Below are 15,278 nucleotides of genomic sequence, written 5' to 3' on the forward strand. Positions count from 1 at the left end.
TGCGGGGCCTAGGCCGCCGCGCGCAGCCGAATGAAGCTCGGGCCGAACGCGGCGCACGCGTTCAACCCCGGTGATCCTGCCATGCCCGCGAGATTATCCGGTTTCGTCCGTAGCGTCCACCCGGTTATCGAGCCTCGCGCGCGGGATCGCCCCGGAGTCGCCGGTCGAGTAGCGGCCGGGCACGTGGAGCCGCAGGACCGCCTCGCTGGCCCATTCGGGCACCGATCCGGGCCGCGACGCCGCGATCATGACGAGGAACGCGAGCGGGACCGTCCATAGTGCAGGCTGGGCGAGGAGCACTGCGACGGTGCCGGGCTCCAGTTCGATGACCACCGAGGCGAGCGCCGCGCCTGTGGAGGTGCCCGCGCCCACGAGCAGGCCCGCCGTCGCGCCAGTCGCGGTGAGGCCGCGCCACCAGATGCCGAGGGTGAGCAGCGGGCAGAACGTGGAGGCGGCCACCGCGAAGGCCCAGCCGACGAGCACATTGATGTCCACATCGGCCGCCGGGAGCGACAGCGCGACCGCGAGGGCCGTACCGACCACGACCCCGAGGCGCAGCCGCGAGAGCGAGCCGCCGAACAGGTCGTGTGAGAGGCCGCCCGCCAGCGCGAGGAGCAGTCCCGAGGAGGTGGAGAGGAACGCGGCGAACGCACCCGCGGCGACCAGCGCGGTCAGGACCGCGCCCGCCGTGCCCGGGACGATCGCGCCGGGGACGAGGAGCGGCACCACGTCGGTCTCCTCGGGGGTGGGGGTGGCGACGCGGCCGAGGAGTCCGTAGACGACCGGCCACAGGTAGAAGAGGCTGAGCAGGACGATCACCGAGACGGCGACGCGGCGGGCCGCGCGGGCTCCGGCGACGGTGTGGAAGCGCATCACGACGTGCGGGAGACCCATGGCGCCCAACGTGGTCGCGACCAGGACCGAGACGGTGGCGAGGATCGGGTGGCCGGAGCCGTCGAGGTCGAGGAGCGGGCGCGACCAGTCGGGGTCGGCGCTCAGGTCGAGCGCCGCGTCGCGCCGTTCGGGCCCGGCGAGGGCGATGAGGAAGACGGCGGGTCCGGCGATGAACGCGAGTTTCACCAGGTAGTGGAAGGCCTGCACGTACGTGGCGGAGCGCATGCCGCCGACGGCGATCGTCGAGGAGACCACCAGTCCCGCACCGACCACGCCGACCCAGTAGGGGATGCCGGAGACGAGTTCGAGCACGACTCCGGCCGCTTTGAACTGCGGCAGCAGGTAGAGCAGCATGATGACGAGCACGACGAGCCCGCACATGCGGCGGATGCGCGGCGATCCGAGCCGGTACTCGGCGAAGTCGGGCACCGTGTACGCGCCGCTGCGGCGCATCGGTCCGGCCGCGAGCGCGGCGACGAGCACGTACCCGGCGGTGAAGCCCACGGCGTACCACATCGCGCCCACGCCGTTCTTGACGAGGAGCCCGGCGAGCCCGAGAACCGAAGCGGCCGAGACGTATTCGCCCGCGATGGCGAGGGCGTTCCAGCCGGGCACGATGCTGCGGGAGGCGACCAGGAAGTCCGGTGTGGAGCGTGCGGCGCGCACCCCCCAGACGCCGATGACGACGCTTGCGGCGAGCACCAGGCTGATCGCGGCCAGGCCGAGCATCAGCGGTCCTCGAGGTATTCGGCTTCGATGCGCTCCGCCAGGCGCACGTGGATCGCGGCGAGGGCCAGCAGGATCGGGTAGGGCGCGAAGAAGAGCACGGCCCAGCCGAGCCGCCCGGGGGTGAACACGGCGGCGGTGAGCAGGGCTGCCAGGGCGAAGAGGAGCGCGGCGGCCGTGCGGACGGCGAGGCGGCGCTGGCGGTGGAGGGCGCGTTCGGCGTGGTCGAGGTCGATCGCGCTGCGGTCCACCGGGGGACGGCCCGAGAGGCGGCTGAGGCGGCGTGTGGCGTCGGACCGGCGACGCAGGGCGAGCCGGGTCTGGGGGCTGGTGACGCGCACGCGCTGATTCATCGGCGAACGCTCCGCACCGAACGGAAGCGGCTGCACGCCAGGGCATTACGGCGCGGATGCGCCAGGGGGTCGCGGTGGTCGAGCGCGGTCGCCGCCTTCGTCGACGTCGGCCGGGCCAGGGCGCGCACGGCCGTGCGCGCCGGCTCGCGACTTGCCGCCGCCGCTCCCCCGTTCCCGTGCCTCACCGCTGCGCCCCGCCTTCCCTCGCCGCCTGGAGGAGTCGTTCGCGCAGGAGCCGGGAGTGCCGGCGGCTCACCGGGACTTCGCCGGGTTCGGTGACGGCCACGAGTCCGGCCGTGGAGGTCACGCGCAGTTCGGTGACGTGAGCGAGGTTGATCAGGAAGGAGCGGTGCGCGCGCACGAAACCCGCTGCGTCCCATACCTGTTCGAGGTAGGTGAGGGACTGGCGGAGCAGGTGGGAGCCCTGGTTCGAGTGGAGGCGCACGTAGTCGCCGTGGGCTTCGGCGTAGGCGATGTCGTCGCGGCGCACGAACACGGTGCGGCCGGCGAGTTCGACCTGGACGACGGCGAGGTCGTCGGCCTTGTCCCCCACCACGGGCGCGGAGCGGCGCCCGCCGATGCGGGCCACCGCTTCGGCGAGGCGCTCGGGCCGAAAGGGTTTCAGCAGGTAGTCGGCCGCGCCGAGGCCGAAGGCCTCGACGGCGTGGTTGTCGTAGGCGGTGACGAACACGATCTCGGGCGGGTTCGAGAGCCGCCTGAGGATGCGGGCCACGTCCATGCCGGTGAGGCCGGGCATCGCGATGTCGAGGAACGCGGCGTCGAACGAGCCGGAGCCGAGGAGCCGCACCGCCTCGTCGCCTCCGCCGGCGGCCACGACCTCGCCGACGGCGGGCAGCTCGGCGAGCTGCCCGGCGAGTTCGGTGCGGGTGGACGGCTCGTCTTCGACGACGAGCACGCGCAGGAGACTCATCAGCGTTCACTCCGGTTCGGGGCGGGGCTCGCGGGGCGGGCCGGCTTGGCGGGGCGGGGGGGCGGTGCCGCCGCCGTCGGGTGGAGGCGGGCGGCGCGCGCCAGGGTGCGGGCGTTCATGCGTGCACTCCTCGGGCGTATCTGGGAATCCTCACGGTGGCCTTGGTTCCGGCTCCTGGAGCGGTGTCGAGCCACAGGCCGTACTCGGGCCCGTAGACGGCGCGCAATCGCCGGTCCACATTGGCTAGCCCAATGCGGCCGGCGCCTTGGCGGCTGCCCGTGAGGATCGCCTTGGCCGTCTCGGGTTCCATGCCGGCGCCGTCGTCCTCGACCTCGATGACGCACAGCGCGCCCTCGGAGAAGCCGCGCACGGCGATGTGGCCGGTGCCGGGCTTGGACTCGAAGCCGTGGCGCACGGCGTTCTCCACGATCGGCTGCACGACCAGGAACGGGATCGGCACGGGCAGGACCTCCGGGGCGATGCGGACGGTGATGTCGAGGCGGTCGTCGAACCGGGCCCGCTGCAGTTCGAGGTAGGTCTGCACCGCCTGCAGCTCGTCCGCGACGGTGGCGTAGTCGCCGGTGTTCGCGAACGAGTAGCGCAGGTAGTCCGAGAAGTCGGTGAGCAGTTCGCGGGCGCGCTCGGGGTCGGTGCGGGTGTGGGCGCTGATGGCGGCGAGCGCGTTGTGCATGAAGTGCGGCGAGATCTGGGCCCGGAGGGTGCGCAGGTCGGCCGCCGCGATGCGCTCGCGCGCCCGGTCCAGGTCGGCGTGGTCGAGCGCGGTCGCCACGAGGTGGACGGCCTCGGCGAGCTCGGCGTCGCTCACGTCCCCCGCCACGAGGAGGCACCCGGCGAGGTCGCCCGAGACGATGAGCGGCGCGGCCCGCAGCGGCGGGGCCGTGACCGGCTCGAGCACGTCCAGCGTCTCGACCAGCAGGTTCTGGGCGGCGGCCGGATCGAGCCGCCCGGCGACCGTGATGACCCGGTCGCAGTCGGCCAGCGCCACCGCGTCGGCCCCGAGGAGCTTCGCGAGGCGGCGGGCCGCCACCGGCGCGCCCTTGCCGCTGAGGCCGTCGGTGAGGGATTCGCCGATCTGGCGGGAGAGCCGCAGGGCGGCCAGCGTCCCGGAGCCCAGCGCGCGTCGGCGCGTCGAAGCGAGCTTCGACGCGCGGAACGAGGCGGAGAGGCGACCGGGGATCACGTGTTCACTGTAACGGGGCCCACAGAAATGGGCGGGGAGGGCTGCCCCAGCCCTCCCCGCCCCCTGGGGCTGCTTAGTGCGTGCTGGCCTTCTCAGCCCCCGCACCGGTGAGCGCCCGCACTTGCATGGACGCGAACCGGGTCGGGTTCGATTCGGAGCTCATCAACGTGCCGACCACGGCGCAGATGAGACCCAGCGGAATGGACACCAAGCCGGGGTTCGACAACGGGAACCATGCGATGTCGACCCCTTCACCGAGCAGCGAAGTCGGAGTGCTCGAGAACGTCGGCGAGAAGATCACCAGGCCGATCGAGCTGATGAGGCCGCCGTAGATGCCGGCGACGGCCCCGGCCGTGTTGAACCGCTTCCAGAAGAGGCTGAACAGCAGGGTCGGGAGGTTGGCGGAGGCGGCCACCGCGAAGGCGAGCGCCACCAGGAACGCGACGTTGAGGTCCTGCGCGAAGACCGCGATGACGACGGCGATCGCGCCGACCCCGACCGCCGCGAACTTCGCGAAGATGACCTCCTCGTGCCCGCTGGCCTTGCCGCGTTTGAAGACCCCGTTGTAGAGGTCGTGGGCGAGCGAGGACGAGCAGGCGATGATGAGCCCCGCGACCACCGACAGGATCGCCGCGAACGCCGCCGAGGCGATGAGCGCCAGCATGATCGCCCCGCCCGTGGACCCGGCGAGGTTCTCGCCGATGACCTGGGACAGCTGCGGTGCGGCCGAGTTGCCCGCCGGGTTCTCGGCGATGATCGCCTCCTGGCCGACCATCGCGGCGGCGCCGAAGCCGAGCACGAGGGTGAGCAGGTAGAACATGCCGATGAGGCCGATGGCCCAGTTGACCGACTTGCGGGCGGTCTTGCCGTCCGGGGTGGTGTAGAAGCGGATGAGCACGTGCGGCAGGCCCGCGGTGCCCAGCACCAGGGCGAGCCCGAGGCTGATGAGGTCGAGCTTGTTCCACAGCGTCTGGAGGGAGTCCCCTGCCACCTCCGTGCCGTAGCGCAGCCCCGGTTCGAGGAAGGCCGCGCCCTGGCCCGAGGCCTGAGCGGCGTCGCCCAGGAGCGTCGAGAGGTTGAAGTTGTACTCGGCGAGCACGAGGATCGCCAGGACGAACGCGAGCCCGATCTTGACGCAGGCCTGAAAGATCTGGACCCAGGTCGTGCCCTTCATGCCGCCGAAGGCGACGTAGGCGACCATGAGCAGCCCGGTGACGACGATGCCGGCCACCTTCGCCGCGCCCGAGTCCATGCCGAGGAAGGTCTCGCCCTCCTTGATGCCCAGGAGGAGCGTGACCAGCGCGCCGGTGCCGACCATCTGGGCGAGCAGGTAGAAGATCGAGACGCTCAGCGTCGAGACGGCGGCCGCGGTGCGGACGGGCCGCTGCTTCATGCGGTACGAGAGGGCGTCGGCGACGGTGAACCGGCCGGAGTTGCGCAGCGACTCGGCGACGAGCAGCAGCGCGACGAGCCACGCGACGAGGAAGCCGATCGAGTACAGGAAGCCGTCGTAGCCGTAGAGGGCGATGGTGCCCGCGATGCCGAGGAACGAAGCCGCCGAGACGTAGTCGCCCGCCACCGCGAAGCCGTTCTGCCACGCGGAGAAGCCGCGCCCGCCGGAGTGGAAGTCCGTGGCGGTCCGGGTCGTGCGGCCGCCCTGGATGGTGATGCCGATGGTGACGAGGACCATGACCATGAAGAGGGCGATGGTCAGAATGCGGTTGGAGTCGCTCATCTCCTGCGCGAGCGTGTTCATCGCCGGCCCCCGTTCATGATGTCGTCGCGCAGGTCGGCGGACTGCTGGTCGAACTTCCGCGCGGTGAACCGCGAGTAGGCGATGGTGACCCAGAACGTGACGACGAACTGGGTGAGGCCGAGGACGAGCCCGAGGTTGATGTTGCCGAAGAGGACGATGCCCATGACGCCGCGCGCGTACGCCGAGAGGAGCACGTAGACGAGGTACCAGGCGAGCGCGGCGAGCAGGACCGGCACGGTGAAGCGGAAGAGGGTGCGCTTGAGCTCGACGAAGCGGGGGTCGTCGTGCATCGCGGCGATCTGGTCGTCGGTGACTTCGGGCGGGGCTGGGCCGTCACTGTCGGGGGTCGTAGCCATCGGGCCGTTCCTCCTTGAAGGGCTTACTGGGCGGAGCCTCGTGCTGGCCGTGTCGACGGGATAACTGGCGCATGTCGACGCGGTGACGGGTTTACAAGGAACCTAGGAGACCCCGGTGGCCTTGAGAAGTATTGGTGTGACGCGTGTCGCTAGGGGGTCTGCATCCTGCGTTGAGGGCGTCGACGAGCGGTCGGCGAACGGTTCATGAGCGGTCGCGGCGGGTTTCTTTCACGCGAACGATGAATCCCGCGGGGCGATCTCGTCTGTACTGGTGAAGGCACCCGAACACCGAAAGGACCGAGACGATGGCGAACAAGATGATCTTCCTGAACCTGCCCGTGAACGACCTGGACGCGTCGAAGGCGTTCTACCAGGCGCTCGGCTGGAGCATCAATCCCGACTTCACCGACGAGAACGCCGCCTGCGTCGTCGTGGACGACAACATCTGCCTGATGCTCCTGACCAAGGAGTTCTACACGACCTTCGCCGAGCGTCCGGTCGCCGACACCGCGAAGTTCTCGGCCGCCGCGTACGCGCTGGCGCTCCCGGACCGCGAGGCCGTCGACGAGCTCACCGACGCCGCGATCAAGGCCGGCGGCACCGAGGAGACCTCGAAGCAGGACCGCCGCGCCCAGGAGGCCGAGGTCGGCATGTACGGCCGAACGTTCCTCGACCTGGACGGCCACCAGTGGGAGCCGTTCTACATGCCCTATCCCCAGCAGTAAATCCCGCAAGGAAACCGGGAACCCAGTGGGCCGCTTCGCCATCGGCGAAGCGGCCCTTGGTCGCGCTCGGTGGTTCATTGCGGCTGCGGCGGGTTCCCCGGAGGGCTCCCGGGCTGCTGCAGGGGTTGCTGCGGCGCGTGGCCCGGCGGGGCTTGCTGCGGCGGATAGCCTTGCGGCGGTTGGGGACCGCCCGGCGGCGGATATCCCTGCCATTGCTGCGGTCCGCCGGGCGGCGGGTACATCTGCGGCGGATAAGGGGCTGCTGCAGCTTCTTCCTGGAGTTGTACGTGACGAGCACGATCGTCAGGACGACGGCGGCGATCACCGCCAGCAGGCAGAGCACGGCGAGGATATGCCAGGGTTTCAAGGCGCCCAAGTCGATACCTCCACCAGTGGGCTACGGCAGGTTGGGGCTTTCATCAGGTTCCTCCACATCGGGGCCTCCGTTCGGGCGTGGGCCCAGTGCGCCCCATCATGTCAGCTGCGAGGCACGGGGTGGGGCCGCCGGCCGCCCGTCAGGAGTGGACGCAGAATTCATTGCCTTCGGGGTCCTGCATGACGATCCACTGGGCGGGGCCTTCGCTGAGGCGGTCGCTGGCGCGGGCGGCGCCGAGGCCCTCGAGGCGCTCGGTCTCGGCGTCGATGTTGTCGAGCCCGACGTGGAGGTCGAGGTGCATGCGGTTCTTCACGGTCTTCGGCTCGGGCACCTGCTGGAAGAGGATCCGCATGCCCTGGCCCGCGTCGGAGGCCGGGTCGAAGGGGTCGTCGGGGTTGCGGATCGCGGCGAGGGTCTTCCAGGCGTGATGGCCGTCGACCTCGGTGAGGAGGTCTTCGGTGATGACGCCCTGGGAGAGGAGCCCGGCGATGAACGGCGAGTGGTCCTCGAGCTTGTAGTCCATGGCCTCGGCCCAGAAGGCGGCGAGGCGGTGGGGGTCGGCGCAGTCGATGACGATCTTGAAGTGGACGGGCATACCGCGAGCGTAGGCGCGGGGTACGACAGCGTCTTTGAAACTGTCCCGAAACGACGACCGCCCCGCGCGGGGGCGGGGCGGTCACGAGGCTATTCGCGGTATTCGGGCGGGAGGCCGAAGAACGGGAAGAGCTTCGGGGTGTCCAGGAAGTAGTTGAGGCCCGAGATCTTGCCGCCCGCGAGTTCGAGGACGGTGATCGACCAGGGCTCCCAGAGGCCGGGCGTGCCGCTCGGCTTGTAGTGGCCGAAGGCCGGGAGGCCGTTGGCGGCGACCGGGACGAGCTTGGAGCCCTCGCAGCCCTTGCCCGAGGTGAGCATGAACTGGGCGACGCTCGCGTGGCCCTGGACCCACAGCGGGATCGGCGGCATCGAGAGGGCCACGTCCTGCGTGCACAGGGCGGTGAGCGCGTCCATGTCGTACGCCTCGAAGGCGCTCACGTAACCGTCGACGAGCTTGCGGAGCTCGGCGTCGTCGATCGTGTAGGACTCGTCCGGCTTCGCGTGGACCTGCTCCATCGTGGCCTTGGCCCGCTGGAGCGCGGAGTTGACGCTCGCGGGGCTGAGCTGGAGCGCCTCGGCGGTCTCGGCGGCCGAGAAGCGCAGCACCTCGCGCATCAGCATCACCGCCCGCTGCTTGGCGGGGAGGTGCTGGACGGCGGCGACGAACGCGAGCCGGAGCGTGTCCTTGGCCTCGGCGGCCGCAGCAGGGTCGGCCCCGAACGCCATGGAGTCGGGGATCGGCTCGACCCACAGGTAGTCGGGCTCGGGCGCGGGCAGGGGCGTGCCCGCGTCGGAGGCGGGGGCGAGGTCCATCGGGCGGGCCCGGCGCTGCGGGCCCTTGAGCATGTCGAGGCACACGTTCGTGGTGATCTTGTACAGCCACGAGCGGAGCGAGGAGCGGCCCTCGAAGGACTCGTGGGACTTCCACGCCCGGGTGAAGGCCTCCTGCACGGCGTCCTCGGCCTCGAAGGAGGAGCCGAGCATCCGGTAGGCGTACGCGCAGAGTTCCCGCCGGTGGGGTTCGAACTCGGCGAGGACGTCTTCTCTGATCGCAACGTTCATGGGCACAGCCTCGCACAGGCCACCGACATTCGCCGCGACGGTTTCGGAAATCTGATTCGCCAGGCCGCAAGGCGGTCCGAATACGCCCTTGCGGTGCAGTCAAAGTCCTATTTGTGCCGTTGGTGGTCGCTCATCCAGCGCTCGAACGCGTCCGCGTCCATCGGCCGCGCGAAGTGCCAGCCCTGCCCGGCGTGGCAGCCCCAGCCCTCGAGCTGCTTGCGGACCTTCTCGTCCTCCACGCCTTCGGCGACGACCTCCACGTCGAGGGCCCGGCCCAGGTCGATCGTGGTCGACACGATCGCGGCGTTGTCCGGGTCGTCGATCAGCGTGGTCACGAAGGACTTGTCGATCTTGATCTCGGTGACGGGCAGGCGGCGCAGGTGCTGCATCGAGGAGAAGCCGGTGCCGAAGTCGTCGAGGCTGATCCCCACGCCGAGGTCGGAGAGGCGCTGCACGTTGACGACCACGCGGCGCGGGTCGGCCATGAGGGCGGACTCGGTGATCTCCAGCTGCAGCTTCCGGGCGTTCACCCCGTAGGCGTCGATCCGCTCGGTCAGGAAGTCCGTGAACTCGGGCGACTGCAGGTCGCGCACCGAGACGTTCACGGCCATGCGCAGGTCGTAGCCCGATTCGTTCCAGGACCGGAGCTGGCGCAGGGCGATGTCGACGACCCGCTCGGTGAGCATCCGCATCACCGAGGAGTGCTCGGCGGTCTCGATGATCTCGGCCGGGTTGACGATCCCGCGCTCGGGGTGGTGGTAGCGCAGCAGGGCCTCGGCGCCGATGACCTCGCCGTCGACCAGCCGCACCTGCGGCTGGTAGTAGAGGTTCACGCCGGGCGAGTCCGGGTGGTCGAGGGTGCGGCGGACGTCGCCGAGGAGCAGGAGCCGCTCGGGCGAGTTGTGGTCGAACTCGGGCGCGTAGCGCGCGAACGAGGAGGCGCGCTGCTTCGACTCGTACATCGCGATGTCCGCGTGGCGGAAGAGGGTCTGGAAGTCGGAGCCGTCGTCGGGGTAGACCGCGATGCCGACCGAGCCGTCCACTTCGACGCTGGCGTCGCCGAGGACGATCGGGGCGTCCAGGCGGGCGCGGATCTCGCGGGCGCACTCCATCGGGTCGGTCATGCCGTCCAGTTCGGACCACATGAACGCGAACTCGTCGCCGCCGAGGCGCGCGATCGCCTTGCCCTTCGGCTTGTCGGCCTCGAAGCGGTGCGCGAGCTCGGCGAGCAGCTGGTCGCCGACCGCGTGGCCGAGCGCCGAGTTGACGTCGGCGAAGCGGTCCAGGTCGAGGATGAGGACCGCGACGGCGGTGCCGGTCTCGGCGGCGTCCGTGAGCTTCCCGTCGACGGCCTGCTGGAAGCCCTTGCGGTTGAGCAGGCCCGTGAGCGGGTCGTGGTCGGCCTCGCGCTCGCGGTCGGCGGCGGTCTGCAGGATGCGGTACACGGCGAAGATGGGGACCGCCGAGGCCGCCACCAGCCACCAGGAGGACATCGCGGCGGTCGCGACGATGGGCGCGATCGCGATCTGCGTGGCGCGCAGCGCCCACTCGCTCTTGAACCACTGCCAGAACAGAGCGATCCACCCTTCCCCGGTGCGGAGGCTGTGGCGGGCCGCGACGAGCGCGAAGCTCGTCAGCGTCCAGACGGTTCCGGCGGCGAAGATGGCGAGCAGCTGGGCGGCCCCGCCGTTCCAGACCGCGCCCTCGGCGACCGAGTCCCACACGTACCAGGCGAGGACGAGCGCGGCCGCCTGCTGGGAGATGTTGAAGACCGCCCGCCACGTGGAGGCCTTGAGCTGGATCATCAGCATGCCGATGGCCGCCGACTGGACGATCAGCGCGGGCAGGAAGCCCCAGGTGATCATGGTGGCGAGGGCGTATACAAGGTAGATCGACGCCATCGGCGACATCCACAGCCCGCCCCAGCGGGTCGGGCGCAGCTCGGCGACCATGGCCAGGCCGGCGGTGAGCCAGAAGGCGAAGGGCACGCCGAACCAGCCGCCCTCGGGCGCGCTGCTCGTAACGGTCACGGCTACGCTGCCGGCGATCGCGAATATCGCGACCGCCGCCATGAAGCCGAAGTACCGGCCCGGATGCTCTCTCGGCGCAGTGTTGCGCATGAGCGTCGTGGCCATTTCGCTCCTCCCACTGCCGCGCCGTCTCCGGGAGACGCGCCAGAATCTCCCGGGGTCGGTCGCGGCCGACTCCTCTGTCATATCGCGAATTCCGCTCCCAGACAACGCCGGGAGCACATGCGGCACACTTGTGACCAGGCGCGACATGCCAATTACAGAAACCGTTATCCGGTGTTCACTGCAGCGTCTCCCGTGGTCGGTTCCGGGCTCGGCGGCCCTTTCGGGCGATGGGAACCGAGCCGTTGGTACGACAGGGGCAAGCATCCACGAGATGACTCTGCCCTGAACTAACGAGTCTCCCCCCGTAGAGGAATACGGATCGTTACCGACTTGTGATCATTCTGGTTCGGTCTCGGCATCAGATGTTTCCGGTACCGACAATCCGTTTTCGAGCAGCGACGCGAACTCCTCGCCCCGGACGATCGGGACGCCGAGGCTGACGGCCTTGTCGTACTTGGATCCCGGCTTGTCCCCCGCCACGACGGCACTGGTCTTCTTGGACACCGAACCGGAGACCTTGCCGCCGCGGGCCTTCACGGCGGCCGCGGCGCCCTCGCGCGTGTAATCGGGGATGCCGCCCGTGATGACCAGGGTGAGGCCCTCGAGGGTCTGCGGGAGCGCCTCCGAGGGATCGGGGGCGTCGTCGCGCATCCGCACGCCCGCCTGGCGCCAGCGCTCGACGATCGCGCGGTGCCAGTCGACGGCGAACCAGTCCTTGATGGCGGCCGCGATGGTGGGGCCGACGCCGTCCACGGCGGCCATCTCGGCTTCGTCGGCGTTCGCGATCAGGTCGAGGTCGCCGAAGTGCTCGGCGAGGGCCTGGGCGGCGACGGGGCCGACGTGGCGGATCGAGAGCGCGTTGACGACCCGCCACAGCGGCTGCCGCTTGGCGGTCTCGAGGTTCTCGAGCATCTGGACCGCGGTCTTCTTCGGTTCGCCGTCCTTATTGGCGAAGTAGGCGACGACCTTGTCCCCGCCGGTCTTCGAGTCGGGTTTGGGCAGCCCCGTGTCGGGGTCTCGCACGACGACCTGGATGGGGAGCAGGTCCTCCATCTTGAGGTCGAAGACGCCGCCTTCGTCGGCCAGGACCGGGTCGGCGCCGAGCGGTTCGACGAGTGCGGCGCAGGCGATGTAGCCCATGCGGTCGACGTCGAAGCAGGAGCGGCCGGAGAGGTAGGCGAGGCGCTCGCGCAGCTGGCCGGGACAGGATCGGGCGTTCGGGCAGCGCAGGTCGACGTCGCCTTCTGCGGCCGGGGCGAGCACCGAGTCGCACTCGGGGCAGCGCTCGGGCATCACGAACTCGGTCTCGTCGCCGGTGCGGGCGGCTTCGACCGGGGCAACGATCTCGGGGATCACGTCTCCGGCCTTGCGGACGACGACGGTGTCGCCGATCCTGACGCCCTTGGCCTTCACCTGGTCGGCGTTGTGGAGGGTCGCGAACTCGACCTCGGAGCCGGCGACGCGCACGGGCTCGAGCACGGCGTAGGGGGTCGCGCGGCCGGTGCGTCCGATGGAGACCTTGATGTCGAGGAGCCTGGTGTTGACCTCCTCGGGCGGGAACTTGTAGGCCACGGCCCAGCGGGGGGTGCGGGAGGTCGCGCCGAGGCGGCGCTGCACCGCCATGTCGTCGATCTTGATCACGACGCCGTCGATCTCGTGCACCAGCTCGTGGCGCCGCTCGCCGTACTCGGCGATGTACTCGAAGGCCTCTTTCAGGGTGCTCACGACCCGCCAGTAGGGACTGGTCGGCAGGCCCCAGGCGTCGAGCGCGGCATAGGAGTGCGACTGCGACTCGGGATCGAAGCCGCGCAGGGCCCCGAGGCCGTGGGCGATGAAGCTGAGGGGCCGCTCGGCGGTCTTCGCGGCGTCCTTCTGGCGCAGGGACCCGGCCGCGGCGTTGCGCGGGTTGGCGAACGGGGCCTTGCCCGCGGCGACCTGGGACTCGTTGAGGCGCACGAAGTCGGCGCTCGGGAAGTAGACCTCGCCGCGCACTTCGAGGAGCTCGGGCACGGCGTAGCCGTCGGCGGCGGTAAGGCGCTGCGGGACGGCTTTGATGGTGGCGACGTTCGCGGTCACGTCCTCACCGGTGACGCCGTCGCCGCGGGTGGCGGCGCGGGTGAGGCGGCCGTGCTCGTAGACGAGGTCGACGGCGAGGCCGTCGATCTTGACCTCGCACAGGTACGGCTCGCCGGGGACCTCGGCGGTGATCCGGTCGGCCCAGGTCTGGACCTCTTCGAGGTTGAACACGTCCTGGAGGCTGAGCAGCTTCTCGAGGTGCGTGACGGGGGTGAACGCCTCGGAGAAGGTGCCGACCTGCTGGGTGGGCGAGTCGTTGCTCTGCAGCTCGGGGTAGGCCGTCTCGATGTCGATGAGCTCGTGGAAGAGCTCGTCGAACTGGCTGTCGGAGATCGTGGGCTCGGCGAGGTAGTACCGCTTCCGGTGCTCGGTGATCTCCGCGGCCAGCTTCTCGTGGCGCCCGCGGGCGCGGGCGAACTCAGGGTCTGCGGTCCGGTCGGTGCCGTCCAGGTCTGCGTCAGTCGTGCTCACGGCCCCATTGTGTCAGCTGGGTCCGACGTTTCGGGGAGGCCGAAGCCTTATGCAACCGGTCACCCCCCGTTCACGTCGTGATTGCCTGACTCACCCCGAGGAACGGAAGGATCAGCCGCGTACGGCCCGTACAGCCCTCTTTACGCCCCCGTCTCAAAGGAGCCAGGTATGGCGATCCTCTCGACCGGCGGTTCGAACCGCCGCAGTTTCCTGCGCCGCGGCGCCGCCGCCGCCGGCGCGAGCCTCTTCGCGGTCGCCGCGATGGAGGGGCTCTCGATCCGCGCGGCCCACGCGAAGGACGGCGAGAAGGACCGCGACTGCCCCGACAACGGCGGTTACGGCGAGCTGCGCGAGCTCACGCGCGCCGACCCGGAGACCGGGTTCGAGCAGACCCTGTGGCTCCCCGAAGGCTTCGACTTCAAGGTGTTCGCGCTGGCCGCGTCGCCGATGCGGGACGGCTTCCGCACGCCGCTCGCGCACGACGGCATGGCCTGCTTCCCGACCGGGCGGCGCGGCGAATGGCGCCTCGTGCGCAACCACGAGGAGCGCAACGAGCCCGGCGTCGGCATCCCGGCCGGAAGCCCCGAGCACCGCTACGACGCGCTCGCGGGCGGCGGCACGACCACGATGAGCGTCCGCTGGGACGACGGCGAGCCGCACTTCACGGAGGCCTGGCAGTCGCTGTCGGGCACGATCGTCAACTGCGCCGGCGGGCCCACCCCCTGGGGTTCGTGGCTCTCGTGCGAGGAGACGACGGCGGGCACGGGCGCCGGCTGGGCGGCCGAGCACGGGTACGTGTTCGAAGTGCCGTCCGCCGAGAACGGCGAGACGGTTCCGGTGCCGCTCAAGGAGATGGGCCGGTTCGTGCACGAGGCCGTGGCCGTGGACCCGCGCTCGGGCGTGGTCTACGAGACCGAGGACCAGAACACGTCCGGGTTCTACCGGTTCCTGCCGAACGTGCCCGGCGACCTCGCCGAGGGCGGGCAGCTGCAGATGCTCAAGATCGCGGACGAGTGGAACTACGACACCCGCACCGGCCAGCGCGCCGGGAGGGGCCTGTACGTGGAGTGGGTGGACATCGAGGACCCGGATCCGGCCGATGCCGAGGAGGACCCGCTCGCCGTGTTCAACCAGGGCTGGGCGCGGGGAGCGGCGGTCTTCGGGCGGCTCGAGGGCTGCTTCTACGGCGACGGCGCGGTCTACATCGCGTCCACTTCGGGTGGTGACGAGGGCGAGGGCCAGCTGTGGGAGTACCGGCCGCGCGGCCACAAGGGCGGCACGATCAAGCTGGTGTTCGAATCGCCCGACGCGGAGCTCCTGTCCTATCCGGACAACATCACGGTCTCGCCGGGCGGGAACCTGATCCTGTGCGAGGACACGAGCCGCGACCTGCCCGCGATGCGGGGCCTGACGCGCGACGGCGAGATCTTCCCGCTGGTCTACCACGAGGGCAAGACGGAGTGGTGCGGCGCGACGTTCTCGCCTGACGGCAAGGTGCTGTTCGCGAACATGCAGGGCGCGACGCGGGGCCTGCTGGGCGATCCGGCGCTGGAGCCCGGCCGGACGGTCGCGATCTGGGGGCCCTGGAGCAAGGGCGTCCTCTAGGACTGATCCTCCCGAGT

General features: G+C 70.4%; 12 protein-coding genes. 2 read left to right on the forward strand and 10 right to left on the reverse strand.

Annotation, left to right across the window (positions count from 1 at the left end):
- Positions 1-93: 93 nt before the first annotated feature.
- From O1R50_RS04330 to O1R50_RS04355, 6 genes are all read right to left on the reverse strand, one after another.
- A complete protein-coding gene (locus tag O1R50_RS04330) occupies positions 94-1,623 on the reverse strand; it encodes a sodium/solute symporter (RefSeq protein WP_270108650.1) in 1,530 nt (509 codons plus the stop codon).
- Positions 1,623-1,973, reverse strand: a complete 351-nt coding sequence (locus O1R50_RS04335) for a hypothetical protein (RefSeq protein WP_270108651.1) — start codon at positions 1,971-1,973, stop codon at positions 1,623-1,625. The genes O1R50_RS04330 and O1R50_RS04335 overlap by 1 nt, the downstream gene beginning before the upstream one ends.
- A gap of 181 nt (positions 1,974-2,154) precedes the next feature.
- Entirely contained in the window at positions 2,155-2,904 is a 750-nt protein-coding gene (locus tag O1R50_RS04340; RefSeq protein ID WP_270108652.1) for a LytR/AlgR family response regulator transcription factor, read from the reverse strand.
- 115 nt (positions 2,905-3,019) lie between these two features.
- Positions 3,020-4,015: a sensor histidine kinase gene (locus O1R50_RS04345; protein WP_408612604.1), complete on the reverse strand. Its 996-nt coding sequence runs from the start codon at positions 4,013-4,015 to the stop codon at positions 3,020-3,022.
- Positions 4,016-4,178: 163 nt separating this feature from the next.
- Positions 4,179-5,861 (reverse strand): solute symporter family protein, encoded by a 1,683-nt coding sequence (locus O1R50_RS04350; RefSeq protein WP_270108654.1) that lies wholly within the window; start codon positions 5,859-5,861, stop codon positions 4,179-4,181.
- Positions 5,858-6,217 (reverse strand): DUF485 domain-containing protein, encoded by a 360-nt coding sequence (locus O1R50_RS04355; protein WP_270108655.1) that lies wholly within the window; start codon positions 6,215-6,217, stop codon positions 5,858-5,860. Before O1R50_RS04355 ends, O1R50_RS04350 begins: the two co-directional genes overlap by 4 nt.
- A 305-nt stretch (positions 6,218-6,522) precedes the next feature.
- On the opposite strand from O1R50_RS04355, the gene O1R50_RS04360 reads away from it, so the two are divergent.
- On the forward strand, positions 6,523-6,942 hold the full coding sequence (locus tag O1R50_RS04360) for a VOC family protein (RefSeq protein WP_270108657.1): 420 nt from the start codon (positions 6,523-6,525) through the stop codon (positions 6,940-6,942).
- Between the two features lie 515 nt (positions 6,943-7,457).
- Here the strand turns inward: O1R50_RS04360 and O1R50_RS04365 are convergent.
- From O1R50_RS04365 to ligA, 4 genes are all read right to left on the reverse strand, one after another.
- Positions 7,458-7,913: a VOC family protein gene (locus O1R50_RS04365; RefSeq protein ID WP_270108658.1), complete on the reverse strand. Its 456-nt coding sequence runs from the start codon at positions 7,911-7,913 to the stop codon at positions 7,458-7,460.
- A gap of 89 nt (positions 7,914-8,002) precedes the next feature.
- On the reverse strand, positions 8,003-8,974 hold the full coding sequence (locus O1R50_RS04370) for a sigma-70 family RNA polymerase sigma factor (RefSeq protein WP_270108659.1): 972 nt from the start codon (positions 8,972-8,974) through the stop codon (positions 8,003-8,005).
- Between the two features lie 107 nt (positions 8,975-9,081).
- Positions 9,082-11,109, reverse strand: a complete 2,028-nt coding sequence (locus O1R50_RS04375; RefSeq protein WP_270108660.1) for a putative bifunctional diguanylate cyclase/phosphodiesterase — start codon at positions 11,107-11,109, stop codon at positions 9,082-9,084.
- 336 nt (positions 11,110-11,445) lie between these two features.
- The gene (gene ligA / locus O1R50_RS04380; protein WP_270108661.1) at positions 11,446-13,656 is read right to left on the reverse strand and encodes an NAD-dependent DNA ligase LigA; all 2,211 of its coding nucleotides are present in this window, start codon (positions 13,654-13,656) and stop codon (positions 11,446-11,448) included.
- A gap of 168 nt (positions 13,657-13,824) precedes the next feature.
- On the opposite strand from ligA, the gene O1R50_RS04385 reads away from it, so the two are divergent.
- Positions 13,825-15,261, forward strand: coding sequence for an alkaline phosphatase PhoX (locus O1R50_RS04385; protein ID WP_270108662.1), 1,437 nt, complete (start codon positions 13,825-13,827; stop codon positions 15,259-15,261).
- The last annotated feature ends 17 nt before the right edge of the window (positions 15,262-15,278 follow it).

Source organism: Glycomyces luteolus (assembly GCF_027622875.1).
Taxonomy (GTDB): Bacteria; Actinomycetota; Actinomycetes; order Mycobacteriales; family Micromonosporaceae; genus Glycomyces; species Glycomyces luteolus.